This is a genomic window from Thermomonas sp. S9, from assembly GCF_024704365.1.
GTDB lineage: Bacteria > Pseudomonadota > Gammaproteobacteria > Xanthomonadales > Xanthomonadaceae > Thermomonas.
In genome coordinates, this window is record NZ_JAJDFY010000001.1 from 532,001 (window position 1) to 557,032 (window position 25,032).

The following is a 25,032-nucleotide window of genomic DNA, read 5'->3' on the forward strand; positions in this document are numbered from 1 at the left end:
AAAATCCCGGCGATGGATGTCTCCCACCTCCTCGACGGGCTGAACCCGGCCCAGCGCGAGGCCGTCTCCGCTGCGCCCGGGCACTACCTCGTGCTGGCGGGCGCCGGCTCCGGCAAGACCCGCGTGCTCACCCACCGCATCGCCTGGCTGCACGAGGTGTTCGGCGTGCCGCTGCACGGCATCCTCGCGGTGACCTTCACCAACAAGGCCGCCGGCGAGATGCGCGCGCGCATCGCCGCGCAGCTGGGCGGCGAGGTGCGCGGCGCGTGGATCGGCACCTTCCACGGCCTGGCCCACCGCCTGCTGCGCCTGCACTGGCAGGAGGCGAAGCTGCCGGAAGGCTTCCAGGTGCTGGATGCCGATGACCAGCTGCGCCTGGTCAAGGCGCGTGGCGCAGCAGCTGGAGCTGGACGAGGGCCGGTTCCCGCCGCGCCAGATCGCATGGTGGATCAACGCGCAGAAGGACGAGGGCCGCCGCCCGCAGCACATCCAGCCGGCGGCGAACGATCCGTGGAACGACGCCCTGCTGCGTGCCTACGCCGCCTATCAGGAACGCTGCGAGCGCGCCGGGCTGGTGGACTTCGCCGAGCTGCTGCTGCGTGCGCACGAGCTGCTGCGCGAACACCCGGCGCTGCTGGCGCATTATCGCCACCGCTTTGGCCAGATCCTGGTGGACGAGTTCCAGGACACCAACGCCATCCAGTACGGCTTCGTGCGCCTGCTGGCCGGCGACAGTGGCCAGGTCTTCGTGGTCGGCGACGATGACCAGGCCATCTACGGCTGGCGCGGCGCGAAGGTGGAGAACGTGCAGCGCTTCCTGCGGGATTTTCCCGGTGCGCAGACCATCCGGCTGGAGCAGAACTACCGCTCCAGCAGCAACATCCTCAACGCCGCCAACGCGGTGATCGCGCACAACGAGGACCGCCTCGGCAAGCGCCTGTGGACCGAGGCCGGCGAGGGCGAGCCGATCGATCTGTACGCCGCCTGGAGCGAGATCGACGAGGCCGCCTACGTGGTGGAGCGGATCGCGCAGTGGGTGCAGGGCGGCGGCAGCTGGGGCGATGCCGCGATCCTCTACCGCAGCAATGCGCAGTCGCGCGCGTTCGAAGAAGAACTGCTGAAGCGGCAGATCCCGTACCGTGTCTACGGCGGCATGCGCTTCTTCGAGCGCGCCGAGATCAAGGACGCGCTGGCCTACCTGCGCCTGCTGGCCAACCGCGACGACGACGCGGCATTCGAGCGCGCGGTGAACACCCCGGCGCGCGGGATCGGCGAGCGCACCCTGGACGAGATCCGCCGCACCGCGCGCGCCAACGTCGAATCGCTGTGGCGGGCCGCGCGCCGCCTGTGCGCGCAGGCGGCGCTGGCGGCGCGCGCGCGCAACGCGGTAGCGGGTTTCCTCCAATTGATCGATGCGCTGGCCGACGAAACCGCAGCGATGCCGCTGGCGGAAAAAGACCGACCACGTGCTGGCGCGCTCCGGATTGCGCGCCCATTACGAAAACGAATCGCGCGGGCAGCAGGATTCGCGCACCGACAACCTCGACGAACTGGTCTCGGTGGCCTCGCGCTTCGCGCCGGGTGACGAGGAAGACGCCGCGTCGATGCCGGAGCTGGTCGCCTTCCTCGCCTATGCGGCGCTGGAGGCCGGCGAAGGCCAGGCGCAGGCCGGCGAGGACGGCGTGCAGCTGATGACCCTGCACAGCGCCAAGGGCCTGGAGTTCCCGCTGGTGTTCCTGGTCGGGCTGGAGGAAGGCCTGTTCCCCAACCTGCGCTCGGCCGAGGAGCCGGGGCGCATGGCGGAGGAGCGGCGGCTGGCCTACGTCGGCATCACCCGCGCGCGCCAGCAGCTGGTGCTGTGTCATGCCGAGCGCCGGCGCATCCACGGCAGCGACCTGTACGGGATGCCGTCGCGCTTCCTGCGCGAGATCCCGAAAGCCCTGCTGCGCGAGATCCGCCCGAAGCCGCAGCCCGCGTCCGGCGCGCGCCCGCTCGCCGCCGTGCCGCGCCGCGCTGCCGGCCACGCCGTGCTGGAGGAGGCGCCGGTCCGGCTGGGCGCAAGCGTCCGCCATCCCACCTTCGGCACCGGCGTCGTCACCGACGTGGAAGGCAGCGGCGCGCACGCGCGGGTGCAGGTGAACTTCGACGGCGTCGGCAGCAAATGGCTGGTGCTGGCTTACGCCCATCTCAGCCCGGCGTGAGCGGCGCAGGCGCAAGACGGGGCCGGCCGCGTGCCGTGGTTCACCACGGTTCCATGTCCGGAAGGGGAAAATCGGCGGCATCTGCCGCGGCGATGCAGTCCAGGCACCAGGAAGTCCAGACGCCGCGATGCGGCCTCTCTGGCGAGTCGATCTCCACTCTCACGACCGCCACGTCGTTCTCGCCGTCCAGATGGCCGCAGTTGGAGCAGACCAGGCCCTGCTCTGGAAAAAGGAAGTCGCCGGTATTGCCCTGCCATGCATTGGGCTCTGCGCCCGAAGTCGATGCCATGGCCAGAGGCGATGCTGCCACCGTGGCGGCGGATTGGCGGGGGAGGTGGCAGTCACTGGATCCGGCTGCTCCACCCGCGTGCCGCAGTCATCGCAGCGCAGGGTGGGGCGGTTGTATGCCGGCAACCTGCGTGCGCATGCGCGCGCGACTGCGCGGACGTGGCCGCAGGCACAGCGGCGCTGCGCGTTGTGGAGATATGCGATGGTGTCGTGCGTAGGGTATCGGGAATGCATGGAGCGCTCCTTGCGGGCCGCCCGCGGCAGCAATCGCGGGAGCGATGTGTTGGCTTCTGTTCCTACCGGCCGGTCCGGTCGAACACCTGCTTTTCCAGCCTACCGAAAAAAGGCTTCGACCCAAAAAAGCGGGGCTACGGCTACAGCTGGAACCCCAGCGCGCGCACCATGCCTTCGCCCACGTCGCGTAGCCAGCCGGGCGCGCGCGCGACGTAGGGTGAGGATTGCGCGCGGCGCGCCGCGAACCAGCCGGCCAGTGCATCGATCCGGGCCGGATCGTGCAGCAGCACGTTGAGCTCGTAGTTCAAAAACAGGCTGCGCCCGTCGAGGTTGATCGAGCCGGCGCTGGCGAGCGCGGCGTCGATCACGAAGGCCTTGGCGTGCAGCATCCGCGACAGCAGGTGGATGCGCACCCCGGCCGCGGACAGCTCGCGCAGGCTGCGCGCGCGTGCGATGTCGGCCAGGCGGTGGTTGGAGCGCGCCGGCAGCAGCAGCTCCACCTGCACCCCGCGGCGGGCGGCCAGCACCAGCGCCAGCTGTAGCGCGTCGTCGGGAACGAAGTAGGGCGTGGCCAGCAGCACGCGCGCATCGGCGCGGTGGATCGCGCCCAGCAGCAGGGCATAGGCGGTATCGTCGCGGCGGTCGGGGCCGCTGGGCAGCAGCTGCGCCAGCGTGCCGTCCTCCGCCTCGTTGGTGTTTTCCGCCGCCGGCGGCGCCGGATCGCCCCCGGCCAGCGCCCAGTCGCGCGCGAACAGGCGCGCCGCGTCGCGCGCGATACCGCCGTCCGCGAGCAGGCTGAGGTCGTCCCAGGCCGGCGTTTGCGCATCGCCGAGGAAATATTCGCGGGCCAGGTTGCGGCCGCCGGTCCACAGCCGGGTGCCGTCCACCACCACCAGCTTGCGGTGGTTGCGCAGATTGCCGCGCCCGAACTGCGGGTGCAGGCGCAGCCGCAGCGGCGAGAACCAGCGCACCTGCGCGCCGCTGCCGCGCAGCAGGCGCAGGGTGCGGCGATGCCCGGCGAAGGCGCCCAGCCCGTCCAGCAGCACCCGCACCGTCACCCCGCGCGCATGCGCGCGCGCCAGCGCCGCGGCCAGCTGCACGCCCACCGCATCGGCGCGCAGCAGGAACACCTCGATGTCGATCCGCGTGCGGGCCGTATCCAGCAGGTCCAGCAGCGCCCGCAGCGCGCGCGCGCCGTCGGGTTCGATCCGCAGCGCGGCGCAGCGCCGCGGCGGCGGCAGGTCCAGCCCGCGGGTGAGCGCGCTGGCCCAGTTGGCGGTCGCCGCCGCGGGCGTGGCCGGCGGCGGGTCGAGCGGCGCGCGCGCATGCGCCAGCTTGCGGGTGCCCAGCAGCAGGTAGGCGGGCAGCGCCAGATAGGGGAAGGCGATCAGCGCGATCACCCAGGCCAGGGCCGCCGAGGGCGGCCGGCGCTGGCGCCCGGAATGGGTGAGCGCGACATACAGCAGCAGGCCGACCGCCACCGCGGCCACGTGCAGCAGGCTGAACGCATGCGCGAGGGACGGGGGCAGCGAGGCCGGCAGCATGCGCCTGCCCGTCGCGGGCTTACCAGCTGAACAGCTTGTAGTAGGTCATCGGGCCGCCGCGGCTGTCGCGCTCGTCCACCACGCCATCGCCGTTGCGGTCGTAGATGTAGTAGGTCGGCCCGCGCAGCGGCACCACCTTGACCATGACCAGGCGGCCGCCGTTGCGGTATTCGGTGATGACATCGCCGTTCGATTCGGTGCGGGTCGCGGGAGTGGCGTTGCGCGCGAGCATGTCCTCCGGCGGCACCGTGGTGCAGGCGGACAGGGCGAGCAGGAGACCGGCGATCAGGGCGCTGCGCATGGCGGAATCCTCGTGGGCGTTGCCCGGCAGTATGCGCGATGGCATGCGCGCCTGTCGCGGGCGGGCGGCGTCCCGTGCGCCGTTCGAGCGAGGCGCCACGCACGGGACGCCGGCCGCGCCGCGGTGGGCGGAACACCGCGCCGCAGGCCGGGCCGTCAGCGACTGCCGGCGCCTTCCAGGAAATCCTGCGCGAACCGCTGCAGCACGCCGCCGGCCTGGTAGATCGCCACTTCCTCGGCGGTGTCCAGGCGGCAGATGACCGCGACCTCCGCGCGCTGGCCATCCTTGCGCTGGATCACCAGGGTCAGGGTCGCGCCCGGCGCCGGCTGGCCTTCGACCGCGAACACCTCGCTGCCGTCGATGCCCAGCGTGAGGCGGGTGGTGCCCGGCTGGAACTGCAGCGGCAGCACGCCCATGCCGATCAGATTGGTGCGGTGGATGCGTTCGAAGCCCTCGGCCACGACCGCCTCCACCCCGGCCAGGCGCACGCCCTTGGCGGCCCAGTCGCGCGAGCTGCCCTGGCCGTAGTCCTTGCCGGCGATCACGATCAGCGGCTGGCGGCGCGCGATGTAGGTCTCGATCGCCTCCCACATGCGCATCACCGTGCCCTCCGGCTCCAGCCGCGCCAGCGAGCCCTGGCGGATGCTGCCGTCCGGATTGCGTACCATCTCGTTGAGCAGTTTGGGATTGGCGAAGGTGGCGCGCATCGCGGTCAGGTGGTCGCCGCGATGGGTGGCGTAGGAGTTGAAGTCCTCCTCCGGCAGGCCCATGTGCGCCAGGTACTCGCCGGCGGCGCTGTCGGGCAGGATCGCGTTGCTGGGCGAGAGGTGGTCGGTGGTGATGTTGTCGCCCAGCACCGCCAGCGCGCGCATCCCGCGCAGGGTGCGCGGGTAGGCCGCCAGCGCGCCCACGCCCTCGCGGTCCCAGTACGGCGGGCGGCGGATGTAGGTGCTCTGCGGCCGCCAGGCGTACAGCGGCTGCGCGCGCTCGCCCTGCGCGCGCGGCGCGAACATCGGCCCGTATACCGCGCGGAACTGCTCGGGCTTGACGTGCGCGCGCACGATGGCGTCGATCTCTTCATCGCTGGGCCAGAGGTCCTTCAGCCGCACCGGCCGGCCCTCGGCATCGGTGCCGAGCACGTCCTTCTCGATGTCGAAGCGGATGGTGCCGGCGAGCGCGTAGGCGATCACCAGCGGCGGGCTGGCCAGGAACGCCTGCTTGGCATAGGGATGGATGCGGCCGTCGAAGTTGCGGTTGCCCGACAGCACCGCCACCGCGTACAGATCGCGGTCGATGATCTCCTGCTGGATCGCAGGGTCCAGCGCGCCGCTCATGCCGTTGCAGGTGGTGCAGGCGAAGCCGACGATGCCGAAGCCAAGCTGCTCCAGCGCCGGCAGCAGGCCGGCGTCCTTCAGGTAGCTTTCCACCACCCGCGAGCCGGGCGCCAGCGAGGTCTTCACCCACGGCTTGCGCGCCAGGCCGCGGGCGGCGGCGTTGCGCGCCAGCAGCCCGGCGGCGATCACGTTGCGCGGATTGCTGGTATTGGTGCAGCTGGTGATGGCGGCGATGATCACCGCGCCGTCCGGCAGCCGGCCTGCGGCCTCGTCGGCGTGCGCGGCAGCTCAGCTTGGCCGCATCCGCGATCCCGCGCTCGGCCAGTGCCGCCACCGGCAGTTTGCGGTGTGGGTTGGACGGGCCGGCCAGGGTGCGTTCCACCGTGGACAGATCGAAATGCAAGGTGCGTTCGTACTGCGCGTGCGCCAGATCACCAGCCCACAGGCCCAGGGTCTTGGCATAAGTCTCCACCAGCGCCACCTGGGCCTCGCTGCGGCCGGTCAGGCGCAGGTAGTCGAGCGTGTTGTCGTCGATGAAGAACAGCGCCGCGGTCGCGCCGTATTCCGGCGCCATGTTGCTGATGGTGGCGCGGTCGCCGATCGTCAGCGCGGCGGCGCCCTCGCCGCGGAATTCCAGATACGCGCCGACCACCTTCTCCTTGCGCAGGAATTCGGTCAGCGCCAGCACGATGTCGGTGGCGGTGATGCCGGGGCCGGGCCGGCCGGAGAGCTCCACCGCCACGATCTCCGGCAGGCGCATCATCGAGGCGCGGCCCAGCATCACGCTCTCCGCCTCCAACCCGCCGACGCCCACGGCAATCACGCCCAGCGCGTCCACGTGCGGGGTGTGCGAGTCGGTGCCGACGCAGGTGTCGGGGAAGGCCACGCCGTCGCGGGCATCGATCACCGGCGCCATCTTCTCCAGGTTGATCTGGTGCATGATCCCGTTGCCGGCCGGGATCACGTCCACGTTGTCGAAGGCGCGCCGGCACCATTCGATGAAATCGAAGCGGTCGGCGTTGCGGCGGTCCTCGATCGCGCGGTTCTTGGCGAAGGCTCGTGGGTCGAAGCCGGGCGCTTCCACCGCCAGCGAGTGGTCCACGATCAGCTGCACCGGCACCACCGGGTTCACCTGCGCCGGGTCGCCGCCGGCCGCGGCGATCGCCTCGCGCAGGCCAGCCAGATCCACCAGCGCGGTCAGGCCGAGGATGTCGTGGCAGACCACGCGGCCGGGGAACCACGGGAAATCGAGATCGCGCCGGCGCTCGATCAGCTGGCGCAGGTAATCGTTGATGTGCTCGGGACTGGCCTTGCGCACGATGTTCTCGGCGTGCACGCGCGCGGTGTACGGCAGGCACGCCCAGGCCCCGGGCTGCAGGGCGTCCACCGCCTCGCGCGCGTCGAAATAGTCGAAGGCGGTGCCGGGCAGGGGCTTGCGGTAGCTGGTGTTCATCATGGCGGCGGGTTGCATCGAACGGATCGCCCCATTGTCGCGCATCGCCGCCGCGGCTGCCCCTGCTCCGTACAATGCGCGGCGTGAACGCCTCGCCCGTCATTGCCGCCGACCAGCTGCGCCTGTCCGTCGCCCCGATGATGGACTGGACCGACAGCCATTGCCGCGCCTTCCACCGCGTGCTGGCGCCGCACGCGCGGCTGTACACCGAGATGGTGCATGCCAACGCGGTGATCCACGGCGACCGCGCGCGCCTGCTGGCGATGGATCCGAGCGAGCATCCGGTGGCGCTGCAGCTGGGCGGCAGCGAGCCTGCGCTGCTGGCGCAGGCGGCGCGGATTGCGGCCGAGGCCGGCTTCGACGAGATCAACCTCAACTGCGGCTGCCCGTCCGACCGGGTGCAGGCCGGCCGCTTCGGCGCCTGCCTGATGCGCGAGCCGGCGCTGGTGGCCGACAGCGTGGCGGCGATGATCGCCGCCGTGCCCGGTGTGCCGGTGACGGTCAAATGCAGGCTCGGCGTGGACGACGATCACGAATGGGAGCGCTTCCTCGCCTTCATCGATACCGTGGCCGCGGCCGGCTGCCGGACATTCGTCGTGCACGCGCGCAACGCCTGGCTGCAGGGCCTGTCGCCCAAGGAGAACCGCGAGGTGCCGCCGCTGCGCTACGACTGGGCCTACCGGCTCAAGCGCGAGCGGCCGGCGCTGCAGGTGGTGGTCAACGGCGGCATCGCCGATGCGGCGGAGGCCACCGCGCACTTGGCCCACGTCGATGGCGCGATGCTCGGCCGCGCCGCCTACCACACGCCCTATCTGCTGCATGCGCTCGATGTGCGCTGGTTCGGCGGTGAACTGCGTTCCCGCAGCGAGCTGCTGCGCGCCTACCGGCCCTACGCGGAGGCGCAGCTGGCGCGCGGGGTGTTCCTCAAGCACATCACCCGCCATCTGCTGGGGCTGTTCGCCGGCCAGCCCGGCGGGCGCGCGTTCCGGCAGGTGCTGAGCGAAGGCGCGCACAAGCCCGGTGCCGGCTGGGCGCTGGTGGAGCAGGCGCTGGCCCTGACCGGGCGCGCGCAGGCGGCCTGAGCCGGCGCCTGCGCGACGAGGTGCGACCGGCGGCACTTGCCTGAATGACGCGCTATCCTGTTCAGGAAACTTCAGGGGGGTTCACCCCCGGATTCCAAGAATGCCAGCCAACCCGTCGTTCGCCACAGACACGCCATGTCCCGTCTTCCGCACGCTTCGTTGACCTTGCTTGCCGCGGCCGCGCTGCCGGCGGCGTCGGCGTGGGCGCAGCAGCTGCCGCCGTGGATGCAGCAGGCGGCCCCGCGCGAGCGTCCGCAGGCGCAGCAGGCGCAGGCGCAGATGCCGCAGCGGCGCGACAATCTGTCGGACGCGGTGCGCCGCGCCGAGCGCGACACCCGCGGCGAGGTCCTCTCCGCCGAACGCATCCAGTTCGATGGCCGCGACATGCACCGGGTGAAGGTGGTGGACGACCAGGGCCGGGTGCGCGTGTACATGCAGGATCCCGCCCGCCGCGGCGACGGCGGGCGGCGTTCGCCCACCCGCGACGGCGACGACGACTGAGTCATTCAGGCACCCGGTTCGCATCGCCCCACCCCACCCTGCAAACGCCCTTTCGACCGTTTCCCGAAGGAGTGACCATGCGTATCCTGCTCGTCGAAGACGAAGCCCCGCTGCGCGAGACCCTGGCCGCCCGCCTGAAGCGCGAAGGCTACGCGGTGGACGCCGCCCAGGACGGCGAGGAAGGCCTGTACATGGGCCGCGAAGTGCCGTTCGACGTCGGCATCATCGACCTCGGCCTGCCCAAGATGAGCGGCATGGAGCTGATCAAGGCCCTGCGCGACGAAGGCAAGAAGTTCCCGGTGCTGATCCTCACCGCGCGCTCCAGTTGGCAGGACAAGGTGGACGGCCTCAAGCAGGGCGCCGACGACTACCTGGTCAAGCCGTTCCACGTCGAGGAACTGCTGGCGCGCATCAACGCGCTGGTGCGGCGCGCCGCCGGTTGGAGCAAGCCGACCCTGGAATGCGGCCCGGTGATGCTGGACCTGGCCGCGCAGACGGTCAGCGTCAACGGCAGCAACGTGGACCTGACCAGCTACGAGTACAAGGTGCTCGAGTACCTGATGATGCACGCTGGCGAGCTGGTCTCGAAGGCCGACCTCACCGAACACATCTACCAGCAGGACTTCGACCGCGATTCCAACGTGCTCGAGGTGTTCATCGGCCGCCTGCGCAAGAAGCTGGACCCGGACGGCGAGTTGAAGCCGATCGAGACCGTGCGCGGCCGGGGCTACCGCTTCGCCATCGCGCGCACCGGCGAGTGACTGCGGCGCGCCGCCCAAGCCCGCGCCGCGCATGACGGCCACCCCCGACGATCCTGCCGCCACCGCCGCGCCGCGCGCGCGGCGGTTGCGCATCGCCCAGCCGCGTTCCCTGCGCTCGCGCCAGCTGTGGGCGGCCAGCCTGGGCCTGGTCGCCTTCCTGGCGCTGGCCGGCTTCGCCCTCGACGGCGCGTTCCAGCGCACCGCGCAAAGCGGACTGCGCGAACGCCTGCACAGCTATGCGCTGGCGTATGCCAACAGTGATTTTGCCCGCGACGGCAGCGTGATTCCGCCGTGGGATCCGCCGGATGCGCGGTTCCGGCGTCCCGGCAGCGGCCTGTACGCGCAGATCGTGCTGGAGAAGGGCGCCTGGGAATCGGAGTCGGCGCAGGGCCCGGAACTGCCGCCGGCGGAGATGCTGCCGCCCGGCAAGCAGGTATTCGAAGGCCCGCTGCCGCTGAGGCAGATCAACGGCGCGCCCGGCCTGGCCTACCGCTTCGGCTACGGCCTGACCCTGAGCGACGAGGGCGGCGGCCGCGAGATCCCGTACACCGTGTACATCCTGGAGGACAGCACCGCGCTGGCGCGCCAGGTGTCCGCGTTCCGCGCCGCGCTGTGGTGGTATCTGGGCGGCGCCGGCCTGGTGCTGCTGCTGCTGCAGATGTTCGTGCTGCGCTGGAGCCTGCGGCCGCTGGGCGACGTGATCGACGAGCTCAAGCGGGTGCAGCGCGGCGAGGCCGCGGGCATGAGCCAGGCGCATCCGCGCGAGCTGGAGCCGCTGACCGAGAGCATCAACGCCTTCATCCGCAGCGAGCGCGAGAATCTCGAGCGCCAGCGCAATACCCTGGCGGATCTCGCGCACAGCCTGAAGACGCCGCTGGCGGTGCTGCGCGCGCGCCTGGACAGCGGCAGCAGCGAGGCCGAACTGCGCGAGGAAGTGGACGCGCAACTGCAGCGCATGAACGATCTGGTGAGCTACCAGCTGGCGCGCGCGGCGCGCTCCGGCCACCAGCTGTTCGCAGCGCCGGTCGAGATCGAGCCGCAGGCCGAGCAGATCGTGGTCGGGCTGGAAAAGGTGTACGCCCGTAAAGGGGTGCTGTGCGAGTTCGACATCGCCCCGGAAGCGCGCTTCCACGGCGAGCTCGGCGACCTCCAGGAGCTGCTCGGCAATCTGCTGGAGAACGCGTTCAAGTGGGCGAAGGCGCGGGTACTGCTGAGCGTGCGCGAGATCGCGGGAGCGCCGGGACAGCGGCCGGGGCTGAGCATCGTGGTCGAGGACGACGGGCCGGGGATCGAGGAGGCGCGCATCCCGCTGATCCTGCAGCGCGGCGTGCGTGGCGACGAGCGCGTGCAGGGCCACGGGATCGGCCTGTCGATCGTGCAGGACATCGTCAAGAGCTACCGGGGCCAACTGCACGTCGGCCGTTCCGAGGAACTGGGCGGCGCGCGCTTCGAGGTCGAACTGCCGGGCGGGCTGTAGCTGCGCCGTTTACGCGCCCGGCAGCAGCGGGTCGCCGTAGAAGCGCTGCAGGTGCGCGGCCACCTCCGGCAGCGCCGCGCGCAGCCGCTGCGGCTGGCTGAAGTGGTATTCGCTGCAGACCGCGAAGAACTCCTCGGGCGCTTCCGCCGCGTAGGGGTCGATCGCGCTGTCGCCCCCGGCATCGACGGTGGCGCACAGGGCATCGTAGGCGCGCTGGAAATCCGCTGCCCACTGCCGCTGCCAGGCGCGCGGCAGCGGCGGGGTGCCGTCCATCACCCCGTCCAGGGCATCGAGCTTGTGCGCGATCTCGTGCACCGCCACGCAATAGCCTTCGGCCGGGGCGGCGATGTCGGCGCGGATGTCGGCCCAGGACAGGATCACCGGCCCGTGCAGCCAGGCTTCGCCAATCAGCTCTTCCTCGCCTTCGTGCAGCACGCCGTAGGCATCCACATGGCTGCGGCGGACCCGGAACGCGCCCGGGTACACCACCAGTTCGCGCCAGCCGTGCAGGCCCTCGCTGCCGAACTCCAGCAGCGGCATGCAGCACAGCAGGGCCAGCCGCAGGCGCTGCACGTCGTCCAGGCGCAGACCCTGCAGCGGGGTGATGGTTTTCTCGTGCAGGAAGCGTGCTGCCAGCGCGTGCAGGCGCTGGCGGCGCGCGGGGTCGAGGCCGCGCAGCCACGGCAGGCCGGCGCCGGCCTGGCGCAGCAGGGCGGGATCGAGGGTGGGCGGGGACGGCGCGCGCCGGCGGCGCGAGAACGGCCAGATCACGACGGCCGCGGACTCAGCGGAACATACCCGGCAGGAAGCTGTGGAAGCGCGAGGGCAGCATCCGGCTGTCACCGCTGCCGCCGCCGCGGACCGGCAGCGCGGGCGTGGCCTTCGGCTTGGGCGCGCGCGCGGGATGGCTGGCGGCCACCGCGCCGTCGATGTCCACCTCGTCCAGGCGGTCGAGCTGCGCGGGCGCCGGGTCGGTCGGCGGGGTGCTGTCCGGGGCCGGATGCCGCATGTCGGCGGCGGCGACCGGGCCGAACGCGCCCGTCAGGGCAAGGCAGACCAGCAACTGGCGCGAGGAGGGCAGGCGCATGGACGGTACCGGGCGAGGGCGGACGGGGCGGATGCACCGGTCCGGCAGCCGACTATAGCAGCGCCGGCGGGCCGGTGCTGCTGCGCCGCAGCAAGCGTGCGTGCGTGCCTGTCTGCACACTGGCGGAATGCACGATGCCGTCCTCGATCCCGCCCTGCCCGCGCCCGCCCCGTCGTTCGTCACCGCCGCCGCCCTGCGCCGCGCCCTGATCGCCGGTGCGCGCCGGGTGATCGCCGCGCGCGAGGAGCTCAACCGCATCAACGTGTTCCCGGTGCCCGACGGCGATACCGGCAGCAACCTGGCCGCGACCCTCGGCAGCGTGCTGCATGGCGTGCTCGGGCGGCGCAGCCGGCATGCCGGCGAATTGCTGGAGCAGGTCGGAAGCCAAGCCATCGACGGCGCGCGCGGCAATTCCGGAGCGATCATGGCGCAGTTCCTGGTCGGCCTTGGCGAGCAGGCGCGCGGCCTGCCGCGGCTGGACATGCAGGCGCTGGCGCAGGCGGTGCGGCGCGGGGCCGACAGCGCGCGCGCGGCGCTGGCGCAGCCGGTGGAGGGCACCATCCTGAGCGTGATTTCGGCGTTCTCGGAGGCGTTGGAGGAAGGCGCGCGGCGCCAGGGCTATGGCCTGCGCGAGGCCTACGCGCAGGCTCTGCAGCGCGCGCGGCAGGCGCTGGCGGACACCCCGCGGCAGATGCCGATGCTGCACAAGGCCGGGGTGGTGGATGCCGGTGCGCGCGGCTTCGTGGACTGGCTGGAGGGCATCGCCGACTACGCCGAAGGTGGCCCGCGCACGCTGCGGGTGAGCGCGGGGCTCGGCCAGCACGCGGCGGAGTCGCCGCCACACGTGCACGAGGACATCGATCCCGAGCGCCGGTTCTGCACCGAATGCCTGCTGGTCGGGGACGCGATCGATCGCACCGCCCTGCGCGCGGCGCTGGAGACACAGGGCATCGATTCGCTGGTGGTGGCCGGCAGCCGCAGCCGGGTGCGCGTGCACGGCCATGCCGGGGCCCCGCAGGTGCTGTTCGACGTATGCGCCGCCTTCGGCCGGGTGGAGGCGATGAAGGCCGACGACATGCTGCTGCAGCAGCGCAGCGTGGAATCGCCGGGGCAGGTGGCGGTGATCACCGACAGTGCCGCCGACCTGCCGCAGGAGTTGGCCGACCGCTACGGCGTCCACGTGGTGCCGGTGCGGGTGAGCCTGGACGGGCGCGATTATCTCGACCGGCTGGGGCTGAGTGCGGCCGAGTTCTATCGGCGCATGGCGGCCTCGGCGCAGCTGCCGCAGACCAGCCAGCCGCCGCCGGGCGATTTCCGGCGGATCTTCGAGCACGTGTTGGCCTACCAGCCGGCGGCGGTGTACGTGGGCCTGTCGCGGCCGCTGTCGGGCACCCTGCAGTCGGCCGAGACCGCCGCCCGCGCGCAGGCGCGGCCGCCGTGGTGCGTGGACAGCGGCCAGGTCAGCGCCGGGCAGGCGCTCTTGGCCTGGCGTGCTGGCGAACTGGCGCAGGCCGGCGCGGATGCCGCGACGATCGCCGCCGAAGTACAGCGGCTGCGGCCGCTCACCCGCACCTGGGCAATGGCACGCGACATCCGCCACGCCGTGCGCGGCGGCCGCATTCCGCGCTGGGCCGGCCCGCTGGTGCGCTGGACCGGGTTGACCCCGATCGCCCAGGTCAGTCCCGAGGGCCTGCTGAAGGTCGCCGGCGGGCTGCTGGCGCGGCGGCGCGCGCCGGAGGCGTTCGCCCGCCACGTGGCGCGGCGGGTGCCGGATGGTCAGCGCTGGCGGCTGATCGTCGGGCATGCCGATGCTCTGGCCGACGGCGAGCGCCTGCTCACCGCGCTGCGGCAGCGCCTGGACGTGGCCGAGGCGCATCTGGTCGAAGTCGGCCCGGCGGTCGGCGCGCATGCCGGCCAGGGCGCCCTGGTGGTGGGGCTGCAGCCGGCGCCCTGAGTGCGCGCGGCTGCGTATCATCCGCGCATGACGATGACGGCACTCGATGCGGGCGTGCTGCTGGCCGCCTACCTGCTGGGCTCGCTCTCCGGCAGCCTGCTGCTGGGCCGCCTGCGCGGAGTGGACATCCGCCGCCACGGCAGCGGCAATGCCGGCGGCACCAACGCGCTGCGCACCCTGGGCTGGCGCTTCGCGCTGGGAGTGGTGGCGATCGATCTCGGCAAGGGCGCGCTCGCGGCCGGGCTGGGCCTGCGCCTGGCGCCGGGCTGGGCGTATCCGGCGGCGGCGCTGGCGGTGGTCGGCCACGTGTGGCCGCTGTGGCACGGCTTCCGCGGCGGCAAGGGTGCCGCGGCCGCAGTCGGCGCGCTGCTGGTGCTGTGGCCGCTGGCGGTGCCACCGCTGCTGCTGGTATGGCTGGCGGTGCTGGTGGCCAGCGGCTATGTCGGTCTGGCCACCGTGCTGGCCGCGCTCGGCCTGCCGCTGCTCGCATGGTGGCAGCAGACGGATGGCATGCGAATGGGATTTGCGGTGGTGATGGCGCTGTTCCTGCTGTTCACCCACCGCGGCAATCTGCAGCGGCTGCGGCGCGGCACCGAATCCCGCTTCGAACGGGCGCGCCTGTGGCACCGCTGGCGGTCGCGCGCATGAGCGAGGGCCGCGACGAGCGCGCGCTGCTGCGGCGGCTGGCGCAAGGGCCGGTCAGCGGCGACGTGCTGGCCGCCGAGCTCGGGTTGACCCGCGCCGCGGTGTGGAAGCGGATCGAGGCCCTGCGCGCGGCCGGCCTGGCGATCACCGCGCTGCCCGGGCGCGGCTACCATCTGGCACAGGCGCTGGATCTGCTGCAGGCAGACGCCATTCGCGCCGCGCTGCCCGCCGCCGTGCGCGCCGAACTGGCCGCGCTGGAGGTGGCGTGGACGCTGGACTCCACCAACACTTGCCTGCTACAGCGTGAGGCGCCAGCGCACGGCTGCGCGGTGCTGCTGGCCGAGCGCCAGACCGGCGGTCGCGGCCGGCGTGGCCGGCAGTGGGCATCGCCGCTGGCGGCACATGTGTACCTGTCGCTGGCGCGCCGCTTCGAAGGCGGGCTGGCACGGCTGGGGGGCTTGAGCCTGGTGGCAGGGATCGCCGCCGCCGAGGCGATGCAGGCGCTGGGGTTCCCGCAGGTGCGCCTGAAATGGCCGAACGACCTGGTGGTGGCCGAGGGCGCCGGGATGCGCAAGCTCGGCGGGCTGCTGGTGGAAGGCGGCGGCGAGGCCGGCGGCGCGGCGCGCGCGGTGGTCGGCTTGGGCCTGAACGTGCGCATGCCACCGGCCTTCGCCGCGGCCATCGACCAGCCGTGGATCGACCTGGCGGCCCTCGCGTCGCTGCCGCCGCCGCGTAACGCGGTGGTGGCGCGGCTGTTGCGACACCTGCTGCCCGCGCTGGAGCAGTTCGACGCCGAGGGGCTGGCGCCGTTCCTGCCGCGCTATGCCGCGCTGGATGCGCTCGCCGGCCGCCGCGTGCGCCTGCACGAAGCGGCCGGGACTTCCGCCGCGCTGGCGTTGGGCATCGCCGCCGACGGCGCGCTGCGGGTGTGCGGCGAGGACGGCCGCGAGCGCTTGCTGCACGCCGGCGACGTGAGCGTGCGCGCATGAGCACCTGGCTGTTCGATCTCGGCAATACCCGCCTGAAATGCGCCCCGCTCCGGGCCGATGGCCGCCTCGGCGCGGTGCGCGCGCTGGTGCACGACGAGGGCGAGGCCTGGCTGCAGGCGCTGCCGTCCGGCGCGGTGGCCTGCATTGCCAGCGTGGCCTCCGAGGCGCGCCGGGTGGCGCTGCTGGAAGCGCTGCTGCCGCGCTTCGCGCGGATACACCTGGTCGCCACCGAGGCCGCGCTGGGGCCGCTGCGGATCGCCTACCCGGCCCCGCAGCGGCTGGGGGTGGACCGCTTCCTGGCCATGCTGGGCCAGTGCGATGGCCAGGCCGTGCTGGTGGTGGGCGTCGGAACCGCGCTCACCCTGGATCTGGTGGACGCCGCGGGGCGCCATCGCGGCGGCCGCATCGCGCCGTCGCCGCAGCTGATGCGGCAGGCACTGCACGCGCGCGCCGCGCAGCTGCCCGAGCGCGGCGGCGCCTACGCCGAGTTCGCGGACGATACCGCCGCGGCGCTGGCCTCCGGCTGCGAGGGCGCCGCGCTGGCGCTGATCGAGCGCAGCCTGCACGCGGCGCGCGATCTGCTGGGGGGATGCCGGCGCTGCGCCTGCACGGCGGCGGTGGCGAGGCGCTGCGCGCGCAGCTGCCGGCGCATGCCTGGGTGCCGGATGCGGTGCTGCAGGGGCTGGCGCGCTGGCACGCGCTGCGGATCGCATAAACTGCGGCGATGCCGCTGCGCGCCGCCATCGTGATGCTGGTCATGCTCAACCTCGGCGCCGCCAGCTGGTGGGCTTTTGCGCCCGCGCCGCCGCTGGAGGTGGCGAGGCCGGAAGGCCCCGGGTTGCGCCTGCTGGCGGAAGCGGTAGCCGAATCTTCAAAGACCGGTGCGCGGGACGAAGCGCCCGTGCCCGCTGCGTCATCCCCCGCTCCTGCCGCGCCGGGCCTCGCCCTGCCATCCGCGACCGTCTCGGCGGCGGAATCCTGCCTGCGCTTCGGCCCGTTCGCGGACACGGCGGCGCGCGATGCCGCGCAGGTGGCGCTGGCTGCGCTCGGGGGGCGGTGCGCGCGGTGCCGACCGCCGCCGGCAAGGCGCGCGGCTGGAAGGTGTTCCTGCCGCCACTGCCTTCGCGCGAGCAGGCGCAGGCGCTGGCCGCGCGTCTACAGGCCGCGGGCGTGCGCGACCTGTTCGTGCTGACGGCCGGCGCGGACGCCAACGGCATTGCGCTGGGGCGTTTCAGCAGCGAGGCCGGCGCACGCCGGCGAGTGGAGGAACTGGCCGGCAAGGGCGTGCAGGCGCAGATGGCCCCGGTGGAACCGGCCGCCAGTGTGGGCTGGCTGGACGCACGCATCCCCGCAGGCGTGGAGCCGGCACGGCTGGCGGCGATCGCCCCCGCGCGCGCGCAGGCCTGCCCCGCGGCGCGCTGAGCCGCGTCGCGGCCGGCGTCGGCCGCGGCTGCTAGAATCCAAGTTCGCGCCGCTTTAGCTCAGTCGGTAGAGCAGCTGCCTTGTAAACAGCAGGTCGTCCGTTCGATTCGGACAAGCGGCACCAGTCCCGGGATGCCTGCCGCGCGCGGGCGCCCAGCGCCATGCAGGAGGCACCATGACCCGTTCCTATCCGCCCGTGTCCGTGTTCGGCGTCCCCACCGACATCGGCGCTTCCCGGCGCGGCGCTTCGATGGGCCCGGAGGCCCTGCGCGTGGCCGGGCTGGTGGAGGCGCTGGCTGCGCGCGGGGTCGATGTGCGCGACGTCGGCGACCTGCAGGGTCCGCGCAATCCGGTGGCCCCGCCCAGCGGTGGCTACCGCCATCTCGAGGAAGTCGTGGCCTGGAACCGCGCGGTGTTCGACTGCAGCACCCGCGAGCTGCAGGCCGGCCGCCTGCCGATTCTGCTCGGCGGCGACCATTGCTTGGCGATCGGCGCGATCGCCGCGGTCGCCGCGCACTGCCGCGCGAGCGGCAAGCGCCTGCGCGTGCTGTGGCTGGACGCGCATGCCGATTTCAACACCTCCGCCATCACGCCCAGCGGCAATCTCCACGGCATGCCGGTGGCCTGCCTGTGCGGGCTGGGGCCGGAGGCACTGACCGGCCTCGGCGGGGTGACGCCTGCGATCACTCCTGAGCAGGTGCGCCAGGTTGGCATCCGCTCGGTGGATCCGGGCGAGAAGCGGCTGGTCAAGGAGTATGGCCTGGACATCTACGACATGCGCTACATCGACGAGGTCGGCATGCGCCGCGCGATGGAGGAGGCGCTGGAGGGCGTGGATGCGGACACCCACCTGCACGTCAGTTTCGACGTGGACATGCTGGATCCGGCGATCGCCCCAGGGACCGGCACCCGGGTGCCGGGCGGGATCAACTACCGCGAGGCGCAGCTGATCATGGAGATGGTGGCGGATACCGGCCGCCTGGGCTCGCTCGACCTGGTCGAGATCAACCCGACCCTGGACAAGCGCAACGCCACCGCGAAGCTGGCGGTCGATCTGGTCGAGAGCCTGTTCGGCAAGTCCACCCTGATGCGCGACTGAACGCCAGGGCCGGAGCCGGGCGACTGCGGTTCACCTGCGGTTCGGCCGCAGCGCCCGGCGTCCACGCCGGCTTCACGCAGCGGGATGCTTCCATCGACGTGCGGGCACGGAGGTGCCTGCGCCCACCATCGTCCGCGGAGGTTTGCCCATGAAGCGTTTGCTTGCCTTGGCCCTGCTGGCCGCCTTTGCCAGCACCACCCTGACCGCCTGCAACACCATCGCCGGTGCCGGCAAAGACGTACAGAAGGTCGGCGAAAAGGTCGAGCAGAAGGCCGAGGACTGCAAGGACATGAAGTGCTGAACGCGCGCACCGATGCGCGGGCGGCGGGGCGTTGCGCGCCCGCCGCCCGGCTTCTAAGCTGCCGCCGTCCTTCCACTGGAGAGCAGCGATGATGCGTTTGGGAAAATTGGTCCTGGCGATGCTGGCGTGCATGGTCGCGCTGACCGCCTGCAATACCGTCGAGGGCGTCGGCAAGGACGTGAAGAAGGCCGGCGAGGCGATCGAGCGCGCCGGCAAGTAAGACGCCTGCGTCGCGTCCGCAGGGCCGGTTCCGCGCCGGCCCTGCGCGTCCGGGCCACGCGGGCGGCCCCTGCCGCGGCGGGTAGAATGCAGGCCCGTTCCATCGTGCCTGCGTGCAGCATCGAATGAGCAAGACCCGCGTCCTCACCGGTATCACCACGTCCGGCACCCCGCATCTGGGCAACTATGTCGGCGCAATCCGCCCGGCGATCGCCGCTTCGCGCGGGTCGGAGGTGGAAAGCTTCTATTTCCTGGCCGACTACCACAGCCTGATCAAGGCCCAGGACCCGGCGCGCACCCAGCGCAGCACGCTCGAGATCGCCGCCGCCTGGCTGGCCTGCGGACTGGAGCCGGACAAGGTCTGGTTCTACCGCCAGAGCGACATCCCCGAGATCCCCGAGCTCACCTGGCTGCTGACCTGCGTGGCCGGCAAGGGCATCCTCAACCGCGCGCATGCCTACAAGGCGGCGGTGGACAAGAACCGCGCCGAGGGCGAGGACGACGATGCCGGGATCACCGCCGGACTGTTCATGTATCCGGTGCTGATGGCGGCCGACATCCTGCTGTTCAACGCGCAGCGGGTACCGGTGGGGCGCGACCAGATCCAGCACATCGAGATGGCGCGCGACTTCGGCCAGCGCTTCAACCACGTCTATGGCGGCGAATATTTCGTGCTGCCGGAGGCGGTGGTGGACGAGCAGGTGGCGACCCTGCCGGGCCTGGACGGACGCAAGATGAGCAAGAGCTACGGCAACACCATTCCGCTGTTCGCGTCGCGCGCCGAGCTGAAGAAGCTGATCGCCGGCATCGTCACCGATTCGCGCGCGCCGGGCGAGCCCAAGCCCACCGAGGGCTCGGCCCTGTTCCAGCTCTACCAGGCCTTCGCCTCGCGCGAGGAGACCGCCGCCTTCGCCGCCGCGTTCGCCGCCGGCATCGCCTGGGGCGAGGCCAAGCAGGCGCTGTTCGAGCGCATCGACGCCGAACTCGCGCCGCTGCGCGAGCGCTACGCGGAGCTGCTGGCGCGCCCGGCGGAGATCGAGACGGTCCTGCGCGACGGCGCCGCGCGCCTGCGCGAGGCCTATGCGCGGCCCATGATCGCGCGCCTGCGCGAGGCGGTGGGCCTGCGCGACCTTTCCCGCATCCGCGTGGCCGCCACGGCGGAACGCCCGCGCAAGGCCGGCGAGGCGTCGACCTTCAAGCAGTATCGCGACGCCGACGGCAAGTTCTATTTCAAGCTGGTGCAGGGCGAGCGCGTGCTGCTGCAGAGCATCGGCTTCGACTCCCCGCGCGACGCCGGCCAGCGCCTGGCGGCGCTCAAGCAGGGCGAAGTGGGCGATGCCGCTAGCGATTTCATGCTGGGCGAGGGCGTCACCACCGACGAAGTGAACGCCGCGCTGGCGGCGTTCGTGGCTGACCAACTGGGTAAGGTGACGGCGGGCTGACCCGCAGCGTCAGTCCCTGAGTCAAGCTTTGACCTTCTGCGGCAGCCCGCCGGGGCAGCCAGGGGCAACTAGCCGGGGGCAGCCAGCCTGCGCCTGTCATCGCGCTTATGGCATGCGGCTTGCTGGCATGCAGGGCGACCGTCGTCATTCAGCGGATGTGAGCGCGTGCACGGGCGGGCCTTTCTCCTAAATTCGCCCCGGAGGCGTCAAATATGGGTTTGCTGGACTGGTTCAAGCGCAATGCGAGCAAGGATGTCAGCGCAACCAAGTCTGCGCCGTCGGCACCGCTGGAGGCACTGACCTTCGGCGAGGGTGAGGGCCATCTCGGCAGCCTGGACATGAGGACGGCGCTGGACGCGCATGCGGCCTGGAAGCAGCGCCTGCAAGACGTGATGGACGGCAAGCAGGAGCCGCCGGAGGTGCACAAGGTGGCGCGTGATGACCTGTGCGCGCTAGGCCAGTGGCTGCACGGCGAGGGTCGCGCCAAGTTCGCTGGAAGTGATGAGTACGGCGCCCTATTGCAGACCCATGCGGAGTTTCACCTGTGCGTGGGTGACGCCCTGAGTGCGCATCTGGATGGTCGCAGGGATGAGGCCGAGGCAGGCCTGAAGAAGATGCGGGCGATGTCCGATCGCGTGCAGTTGGCGCTGGTACGGCTTTTCATGCGCGCGCGCGGGCTGGGCTGAGGCCGTCCAGGCGCCCGCGATAGCGGGTGCCGTGCATTGCTGCGCCCCCGCCGCGGGATGGCTCACTTCCAGGCCCGCGGCGGAAACCCGCGCTCGGGATGCGCCATCGGCACCACGCAGAAGCGCTGGCCGGTCGGCGCTTCCATCACCCACCAGCGCTCGCGCACGAAGGCGATCTTCCGCGCGCCCAGCGCTTCCAGCCGGGCGGCTTCGGCGTGCACGTCGTCGGCCTCGATGTCGAGGTGCACGCGCGAGGTATGCGCCACCTGCTGCACCTCGATGTGCAGATCACCGGGCGTATCGCCCAGCCGCTGGTAGCGCGCAGCGGCATCGCCCGCATCGCGCTCGGCGACCGTGCAGCCCAGGGCCTGCGCCCAGAAGTCGGCGGCGGCGTCGAGGTCGTCGGTCCGGCAGTCGATGATGAAGCCGGCCAGGCGGCTGCGATGGGCCATGGCGGAGTCTCCGGTGGGCGGGCCGTCATGCTAGTGCCGGCGCGCAGTCGCGGGCACGGCGGGCGGTCGCAACGACGGCGGGCCGGAGTCCGCCGTCGAGGGGGCTGCGGTTGCGGCGATTACTGCGGTAGCGCCAGGTCGTCCAGCAGCGCCTTGAGAAAGCGCGCGGCTTCGCCGCCGGTGCAGGCGCGGTGGTCGAAGGTCAGCGAGATCGGCAGGCGGCGGTGCACCTCGATGCCGCCGATCACCGCCACCACATCAAAGCAGAGCTTGCCGGCGCCGACGATGGCCACGCACGGCGGCACCACCACCGGGGTCGCGTAGCGGCCGGCGAACATGCCGAAGTTGGACAGCGAGATGGTGTAGCCGGTGAGCTCGCTGGCCGGGATCGTGCGGCTCTCCACCTGCGCCCGCAGGCGGTTGATGCCCTCGCGGATGCCGCGCGCGTCCAGCATGTCGGCGTTGCGCAGGGCCGGCACGAACAGGCCGTCCTCGGTGTCCACCGCGATGCCGACGTCCACCTGCGGGTGCAGCGTGCGGCTGAGGGTCTCGCCGTCGAACCAGGCGTTCAGCGCCGGCACCGCCTTGCAGGCGGTGACAATCGCGCGGATCAGGCGCGCGGTGATGTCCTGCTTGCCGATCCAGGCGTGCAGGTCGGCGTCGTCCACCAGCGTGGTGGGCACCACCTTGGCGTGGGCGTCGGCCATCACCCGCGCCATGTTGCGGCGCACGCCCTTGAGCTGCTCTGGCTGGCCAGAGGCGGCCACGCCCGGTGGCGGGTGCGCATCGGCTTGCCGGCCTGCGACAGTGTGCTGCGCTGCGCCGGCGCGGTGGCGGTCACCGGGGCCGGCGCGGCGGTGCGCGCGGCGGCGGGCGCGGCGCCCGGCTTGGCCGAGCCGTCCGCGGCGGCGCGCTTGACGTCGTCCATGGTCACCGTGCCGTCCGGACCGCTGGGACGCACGCGGGCGAGGTCCACGCCCAGCTTGCGCGCCATCGCGCGCACCGCCGGCACGGCCTTGACGCCGCCCACCGCGACCGCGGCCTCACTCACCACCGCGTTGCCGACCTGCATGGCACCGACCACGGTGCCGGCGTCCTCCGGCTCCGCCTGCGCGGCGGGCGCTGGCGCGGCCGGTTCCGCCGCGGCGTGGGACGGGCCGTGGTGGTGGCCGGTGTCCTGGCCTTCCGCGCGCTGCGGCAGGCTGGGGTCGATCTCGAACTCGGCCAGCAGGGCGCCGGTGGCGATCACGTCGCCCGGACCGCCGGCCAGCTTCAGCACCTTGCCAGAGACGGGCGAGGGCACGTCGACCACCGCCTTGGCGGTTTCCATCGACACCAGGTTCTCGTCCAGGCGGATGATGTCGCCTTCCTTGACGTGCCACTCCACGATGGTCGCGTCCGGCAGGCCTTCGCCGAGGTCGGGCAGAAAGAACTTCTTGCTCATGGGGCGTCCTTTACGAATAAGCCAGCGCGCGCTTGGCGGCGGCGACGATCTTGTCCACGCTCGGCAGGTATTTCATCTCGAGACGGAACAGCGGGATGTGGGTGTCGTAGCCGGTGACGCGCTCGACCGGCGAGAGCAGGTCGAACAGGCATTCCTCGGCCACGCGCGCGGCGATCTCGGCGCCGAAGCCGGCGGTCTTGGCGGCTTCGTGCACGATCACGCAGCGGCCGGTCTTGGCCACCGACTCGGCGATCGTGGCAAAGTCCAGCGGCTTGAGCGTGGCCACGTCGATCACCTCGGCGCGGATGCCTTCGGCGGCCAGCTTGTCGGCGGCCTCCAGGGTTTCCCTTCACCTGCGCGCCCCAGGTCACCAGGGTGATGTCGCTGCCGTCGCGCAGCACGTAGCACACGTCCAGCGGCAGGGCCTCGCCGTCGTCCGGCACCAGCTCCTTGTACTGGCGGTAGATGCGCTTGGGCTCCATGTAGATCACCGGGTCCGGGTCGCGGATCGCGGCCAGCAGCAGGCCGTAGGCGCGCTGCGGCGAGCTGGGCATCACCACCCGCAGCCCCGGCACGTTGGTGAAGATGGACTCGTTCGCCTCGCTGTGGTGCTCCGGCGCGCGGATGCCGCCGCCCCACGGCACGCGCAGCACCATCGGGCAGGTCAGGCGGCCGCGGGTGCGGTAGCGCATGCGCGCGGCGTGGCAGACGATGAAGTCCACCATCGGGTACATGAAGCCGTCGAACTGGGCCTCGGCGACCGGCTTCATGCCTTGGCTGGCCATGCCGACGGTGAGGCCGGCAATCGTGGTCTCGTCCAGCGGGGTGTCGAGGATGCGCTCCGGGCCGAACTCGGCGGACAGGCCGGCAGTGGCGCGGAACACGCCGCCGTTCACGCCCACGTCCTCGCCCAGCACGACCACGCTGGGGTCCTTGCGCAGCTCGTGCGCCAGCGCCTGGGTGATCGCCTCGATCAGGGTAATCGGCTGCGCGCTCATGCCCGGCCCTCCAGCGCGATCGCGGCATCCCGCTGCGCCCGCAGGTCGGCCGGCATGTCTGCGTACAGGTAGTCGAACATCGTTTCCACCGGCTGCACCGGTGTTTCCAGGTAGGCGTTGATTTCTGCGTCCACGCGCTTGCCGCATTCCTCCACCCAAGCCTGTTCCTGGGCGTCGTCCCAGAGCGTCTGGTCCACCAGGAACTTGCGCAGGCGCAGGAAGGGTTCCTTCTCCCACGCCGCCTTCACTTCCTCTTCGCTGCGATAGCGGCGGGCGTCGTCGGCGGTGGTGTGGTCGTGCAGGCGGTAGGTGAGGAACTCGATGACGCTGCCGCCTTCGCCGCTGCGCGCGCGCGCGGTGGCGCGGCGCATCGCTTCCAGCACCGCGACCAGGTCGTTGCCGTCCACCTGCAGGCAGTGCAGGCCGCCGGCCAGACCCTTCTGCGCCAGCGTCTGCGCGCCGGTCTGGGCCTTGCGCGGTACCGAAATCGCCCAGCCGTTGTTGATCACGCACAGCACCAGCGGCAGGGTGTAGGCGCCGGCCGAGTTCACCGCCGCGTAGAAGTCGGTCTTGGAGCTACCGCCGTCGCCGCAGCAGGCCACCGCGATCCGGTCCTGCCCGCGCAGCTTTGAAGCTCAGCGCCGCGCCCGAGGCCATCAGGCACTGGGTGGAGATCGGCACGCACCACGGGTAGTCGTGCGCCGGCCCGCCGGTGAGCAGGTTGCCGCGCTCGTCGCCGCCCCAGTACAGCAGCACCTCGCGCGGGCGCACGCCGCGCATGAACTGCGCGCCGTACTCGCGGTAGCTGGGCGCGAACACGTCCTCGGGCCGCAGCGAGGCGCCGATGCCGACGTGGGTAGCCTCATGCCCCAGGCAGCTGGCATAGGTGCCCAGCTTGCCGGTGCGCTGCAGGGCGATGGCCTTGCCGTCGAAGGTGCGCACCAGCAGCATCTGCTTGAACAGCGGCAGCAGCGCCTTGGCGCCGGGCACCGCCGGCGGCAGCGGGCCGGCCAGGGTGCCGTCGGGTTTGAGGTATTGCAGGTATTCGATGTCGAAGTGGGCGGCCGTGCTCATGTTCGCCTTGGGGTTGGAGCAATCGCTCTATGATAACGGGCAAC

Annotated in this window: 19 protein-coding genes, 1 tRNA gene and 6 pseudogenes; 16 read left to right on the forward strand and 10 right to left on the reverse strand. The window is 72.0% G+C overall.

The annotated features are described in order from the left end of the window. Window positions 1–12: 12 nt before the first annotated feature. Window positions 13–2,201 (forward strand): annotated as a pseudogene (gene uvrD, locus LJB71_RS02595) (DNA helicase II). A 40-nt stretch (window positions 2,202–2,241) separates the two neighbouring features. On the opposite strand, the gene LJB71_RS02600 reads toward uvrD, so the two are convergent. The 4 genes and pseudogenes from LJB71_RS02600 to acnD all read right to left on the reverse strand — a co-directional run bounded on the left by LJB71_RS02600 (window position 2,242) and on the right by acnD (window position 7,355). Beyond that, window positions 2,242–2,490, reverse strand: a complete 249-nt coding sequence (locus LJB71_RS02600) for a hypothetical protein (protein WP_259302982.1) — start codon at window positions 2,488–2,490, stop codon at window positions 2,242–2,244. Window positions 2,491–2,863: 373 nt separating this feature from the next. Next, entirely contained in the window at window positions 2,864–4,267 is a 1,404-nt protein-coding gene (locus LJB71_RS02605; RefSeq protein ID WP_259302983.1) for a phospholipase D-like domain-containing protein, read from the reverse strand. Window positions 4,268–4,286: 19 nt separating this feature from the next. Continuing rightward, entirely contained in the window at window positions 4,287–4,613 is a 327-nt protein-coding gene (locus LJB71_RS02610; protein WP_259302984.1) for a DUF2782 domain-containing protein, read from the reverse strand. A gap of 110 nt (window positions 4,614–4,723) precedes the next feature. Next, window positions 4,724–7,355: pseudogene (gene acnD / locus LJB71_RS02615) on the reverse strand (Fe/S-dependent 2-methylisocitrate dehydratase AcnD). Between the two features lie 83 nt (window positions 7,356–7,438). On the opposite strand from acnD, the gene dusA reads away from it, so the two are divergent. The 4 genes from dusA to LJB71_RS02635 all read left to right on the forward strand — a co-directional run bounded on the left by dusA (window position 7,439) and on the right by LJB71_RS02635 (window position 11,176). After that, entirely contained in the window at window positions 7,439–8,437 is a 999-nt protein-coding gene (gene dusA, locus LJB71_RS02620) for a tRNA dihydrouridine(20/20a) synthase DusA (protein WP_259302985.1), read from the forward strand. Window positions 8,438–8,572: 135 nt separating this feature from the next. Then, on the forward strand, window positions 8,573–8,938 hold the full coding sequence (locus tag LJB71_RS02625; protein WP_259302986.1) for a hypothetical protein: 366 nt from the start codon (window positions 8,573–8,575) through the stop codon (window positions 8,936–8,938). Between the two features lie 77 nt (window positions 8,939–9,015). Next, entirely contained in the window at window positions 9,016–9,699 is a 684-nt protein-coding gene (locus LJB71_RS02630) for a response regulator transcription factor (protein ID WP_259302987.1), read from the forward strand. 31 nt (window positions 9,700–9,730) lie between these two features. After that, window positions 9,731–11,176, forward strand: a complete 1,446-nt coding sequence (locus LJB71_RS02635; RefSeq protein WP_259302988.1) for an ATP-binding protein — start codon at window positions 9,731–9,733, stop codon at window positions 11,174–11,176. Between the two features lie 9 nt (window positions 11,177–11,185). On the opposite strand, the gene LJB71_RS02640 is transcribed toward LJB71_RS02635, so the two are convergent. Together LJB71_RS02640 and LJB71_RS14475 are read right to left on the reverse strand one after the other, a co-directional pair. Beyond that, window positions 11,186–12,019, reverse strand: a complete 834-nt coding sequence (locus LJB71_RS02640; RefSeq protein ID WP_310649375.1) for a zinc-dependent peptidase — start codon at window positions 12,017–12,019, stop codon at window positions 11,186–11,188. Beyond that, window positions 11,961–12,263, reverse strand: a complete 303-nt coding sequence (locus LJB71_RS14475) for a hypothetical protein (protein ID WP_310649376.1) — start codon at window positions 12,261–12,263, stop codon at window positions 11,961–11,963. Before LJB71_RS14475 ends, LJB71_RS02640 begins: the two co-directional genes overlap by 59 nt. A gap of 127 nt (window positions 12,264–12,390) precedes the next feature. Here LJB71_RS14475 and LJB71_RS02645 point away from each other — a divergent pair, with 127 nt between their 5' ends. The 11 genes and pseudogenes from LJB71_RS02645 (at window position 12,391) to LJB71_RS02695 (ending at window position 21,020) form a co-directional block, all read left to right on the forward strand. Further along, the gene (locus LJB71_RS02645) at window positions 12,391–14,217 is read left to right on the forward strand and encodes a DegV family protein (protein WP_259302989.1); all 1,827 of its coding nucleotides are present in this window, start codon (window positions 12,391–12,393) and stop codon (window positions 14,215–14,217) included. A gap of 27 nt (window positions 14,218–14,244) precedes the next feature. Then, window positions 14,245–14,865 carry a glycerol-3-phosphate 1-O-acyltransferase PlsY gene (plsY, locus tag LJB71_RS02650; RefSeq protein ID WP_259302990.1) on the forward strand — a complete coding sequence of 207 codons (621 nt, stop codon included), beginning with the start codon at window positions 14,245–14,247 and terminating at the stop codon, window positions 14,863–14,865. Beyond that, window positions 14,862–15,851 carry a bifunctional biotin--[acetyl-CoA-carboxylase] ligase/biotin operon repressor BirA gene (gene birA, locus LJB71_RS02655; RefSeq protein ID WP_259302991.1) on the forward strand — a complete coding sequence of 330 codons (990 nt, stop codon included), beginning with the start codon at window positions 14,862–14,864 and terminating at the stop codon, window positions 15,849–15,851. Before plsY ends, birA begins: the two co-directional genes overlap by 4 nt. After that, window positions 15,848–16,566: pseudogene (locus LJB71_RS02660) on the forward strand (type III pantothenate kinase). The gene birA and the pseudogene LJB71_RS02660 overlap by 4 nt, the downstream one beginning before the upstream one ends. Before the next feature lie 350 nt (window positions 16,567–16,916). Further along, entirely contained in the window at window positions 16,917–17,273 is a 357-nt protein-coding gene (locus LJB71_RS02665) for a hypothetical protein (RefSeq protein ID WP_259302993.1), read from the forward strand. A 48-nt stretch (window positions 17,274–17,321) separates the two neighbouring features. Continuing rightward, window positions 17,322–17,397, forward strand: a tRNA-Thr gene (locus LJB71_RS02670). A gap of 51 nt (window positions 17,398–17,448) precedes the next feature. Further along, window positions 17,449–18,372 (forward strand): arginase, encoded by a 924-nt coding sequence (gene rocF, locus LJB71_RS02675; RefSeq protein ID WP_259302994.1) that lies wholly within the window; start codon window positions 17,449–17,451, stop codon window positions 18,370–18,372. 148 nt (window positions 18,373–18,520) lie between these two features. Then, window positions 18,521–18,673 (forward strand): entericidin A/B family lipoprotein, encoded by a 153-nt coding sequence (locus tag LJB71_RS02680; RefSeq protein WP_259302995.1) that lies wholly within the window; start codon window positions 18,521–18,523, stop codon window positions 18,671–18,673. Between the two features lie 91 nt (window positions 18,674–18,764). Continuing rightward, a complete protein-coding gene (locus LJB71_RS02685) occupies window positions 18,765–18,893 on the forward strand; it encodes an entericidin A/B family lipoprotein (RefSeq protein ID WP_259304715.1) in 129 nt (42 codons plus the stop codon). 124 nt (window positions 18,894–19,017) lie between these two features. Continuing rightward, window positions 19,018–20,334, forward strand: coding sequence for a tryptophan--tRNA ligase (locus tag LJB71_RS02690; protein ID WP_259302996.1), 1,317 nt, complete (start codon window positions 19,018–19,020; stop codon window positions 20,332–20,334). Window positions 20,335–20,546: 212 nt separating this feature from the next. After that, window positions 20,547–21,020 carry a CZB domain-containing protein gene (locus LJB71_RS02695; RefSeq protein WP_259302997.1) on the forward strand — a complete coding sequence of 158 codons (474 nt, stop codon included), beginning with the start codon at window positions 20,547–20,549 and terminating at the stop codon, window positions 21,018–21,020. 62 nt (window positions 21,021–21,082) lie between these two features. Here the strand turns inward: LJB71_RS02695 and LJB71_RS02700 are convergent, their stop codons facing one another. The 4 genes and pseudogenes from LJB71_RS02700 to pdhA all read right to left on the reverse strand — a co-directional run bounded on the left by LJB71_RS02700 (window position 21,083) and on the right by pdhA (window position 24,988). Continuing rightward, entirely contained in the window at window positions 21,083–21,472 is a 390-nt protein-coding gene (locus tag LJB71_RS02700) for a VOC family protein (protein ID WP_259302998.1), read from the reverse strand. A gap of 119 nt (window positions 21,473–21,591) precedes the next feature. After that, window positions 21,592–22,916, reverse strand: a pseudogene (locus tag LJB71_RS02705) (dihydrolipoamide acetyltransferase family protein). A gap of 10 nt (window positions 22,917–22,926) precedes the next feature. Then, a pseudogene (locus LJB71_RS02710) lies at window positions 22,927–23,914 on the reverse strand (alpha-ketoacid dehydrogenase subunit beta). Beyond that, window positions 23,911–24,988, reverse strand: a pseudogene (gene pdhA, locus LJB71_RS02715) (pyruvate dehydrogenase (acetyl-transferring) E1 component subunit alpha). The pseudogenes LJB71_RS02710 and pdhA overlap by 4 nt, the downstream one beginning before the upstream one ends. Between the last annotated feature and the right edge of the window lie 44 nt (window positions 24,989–25,032).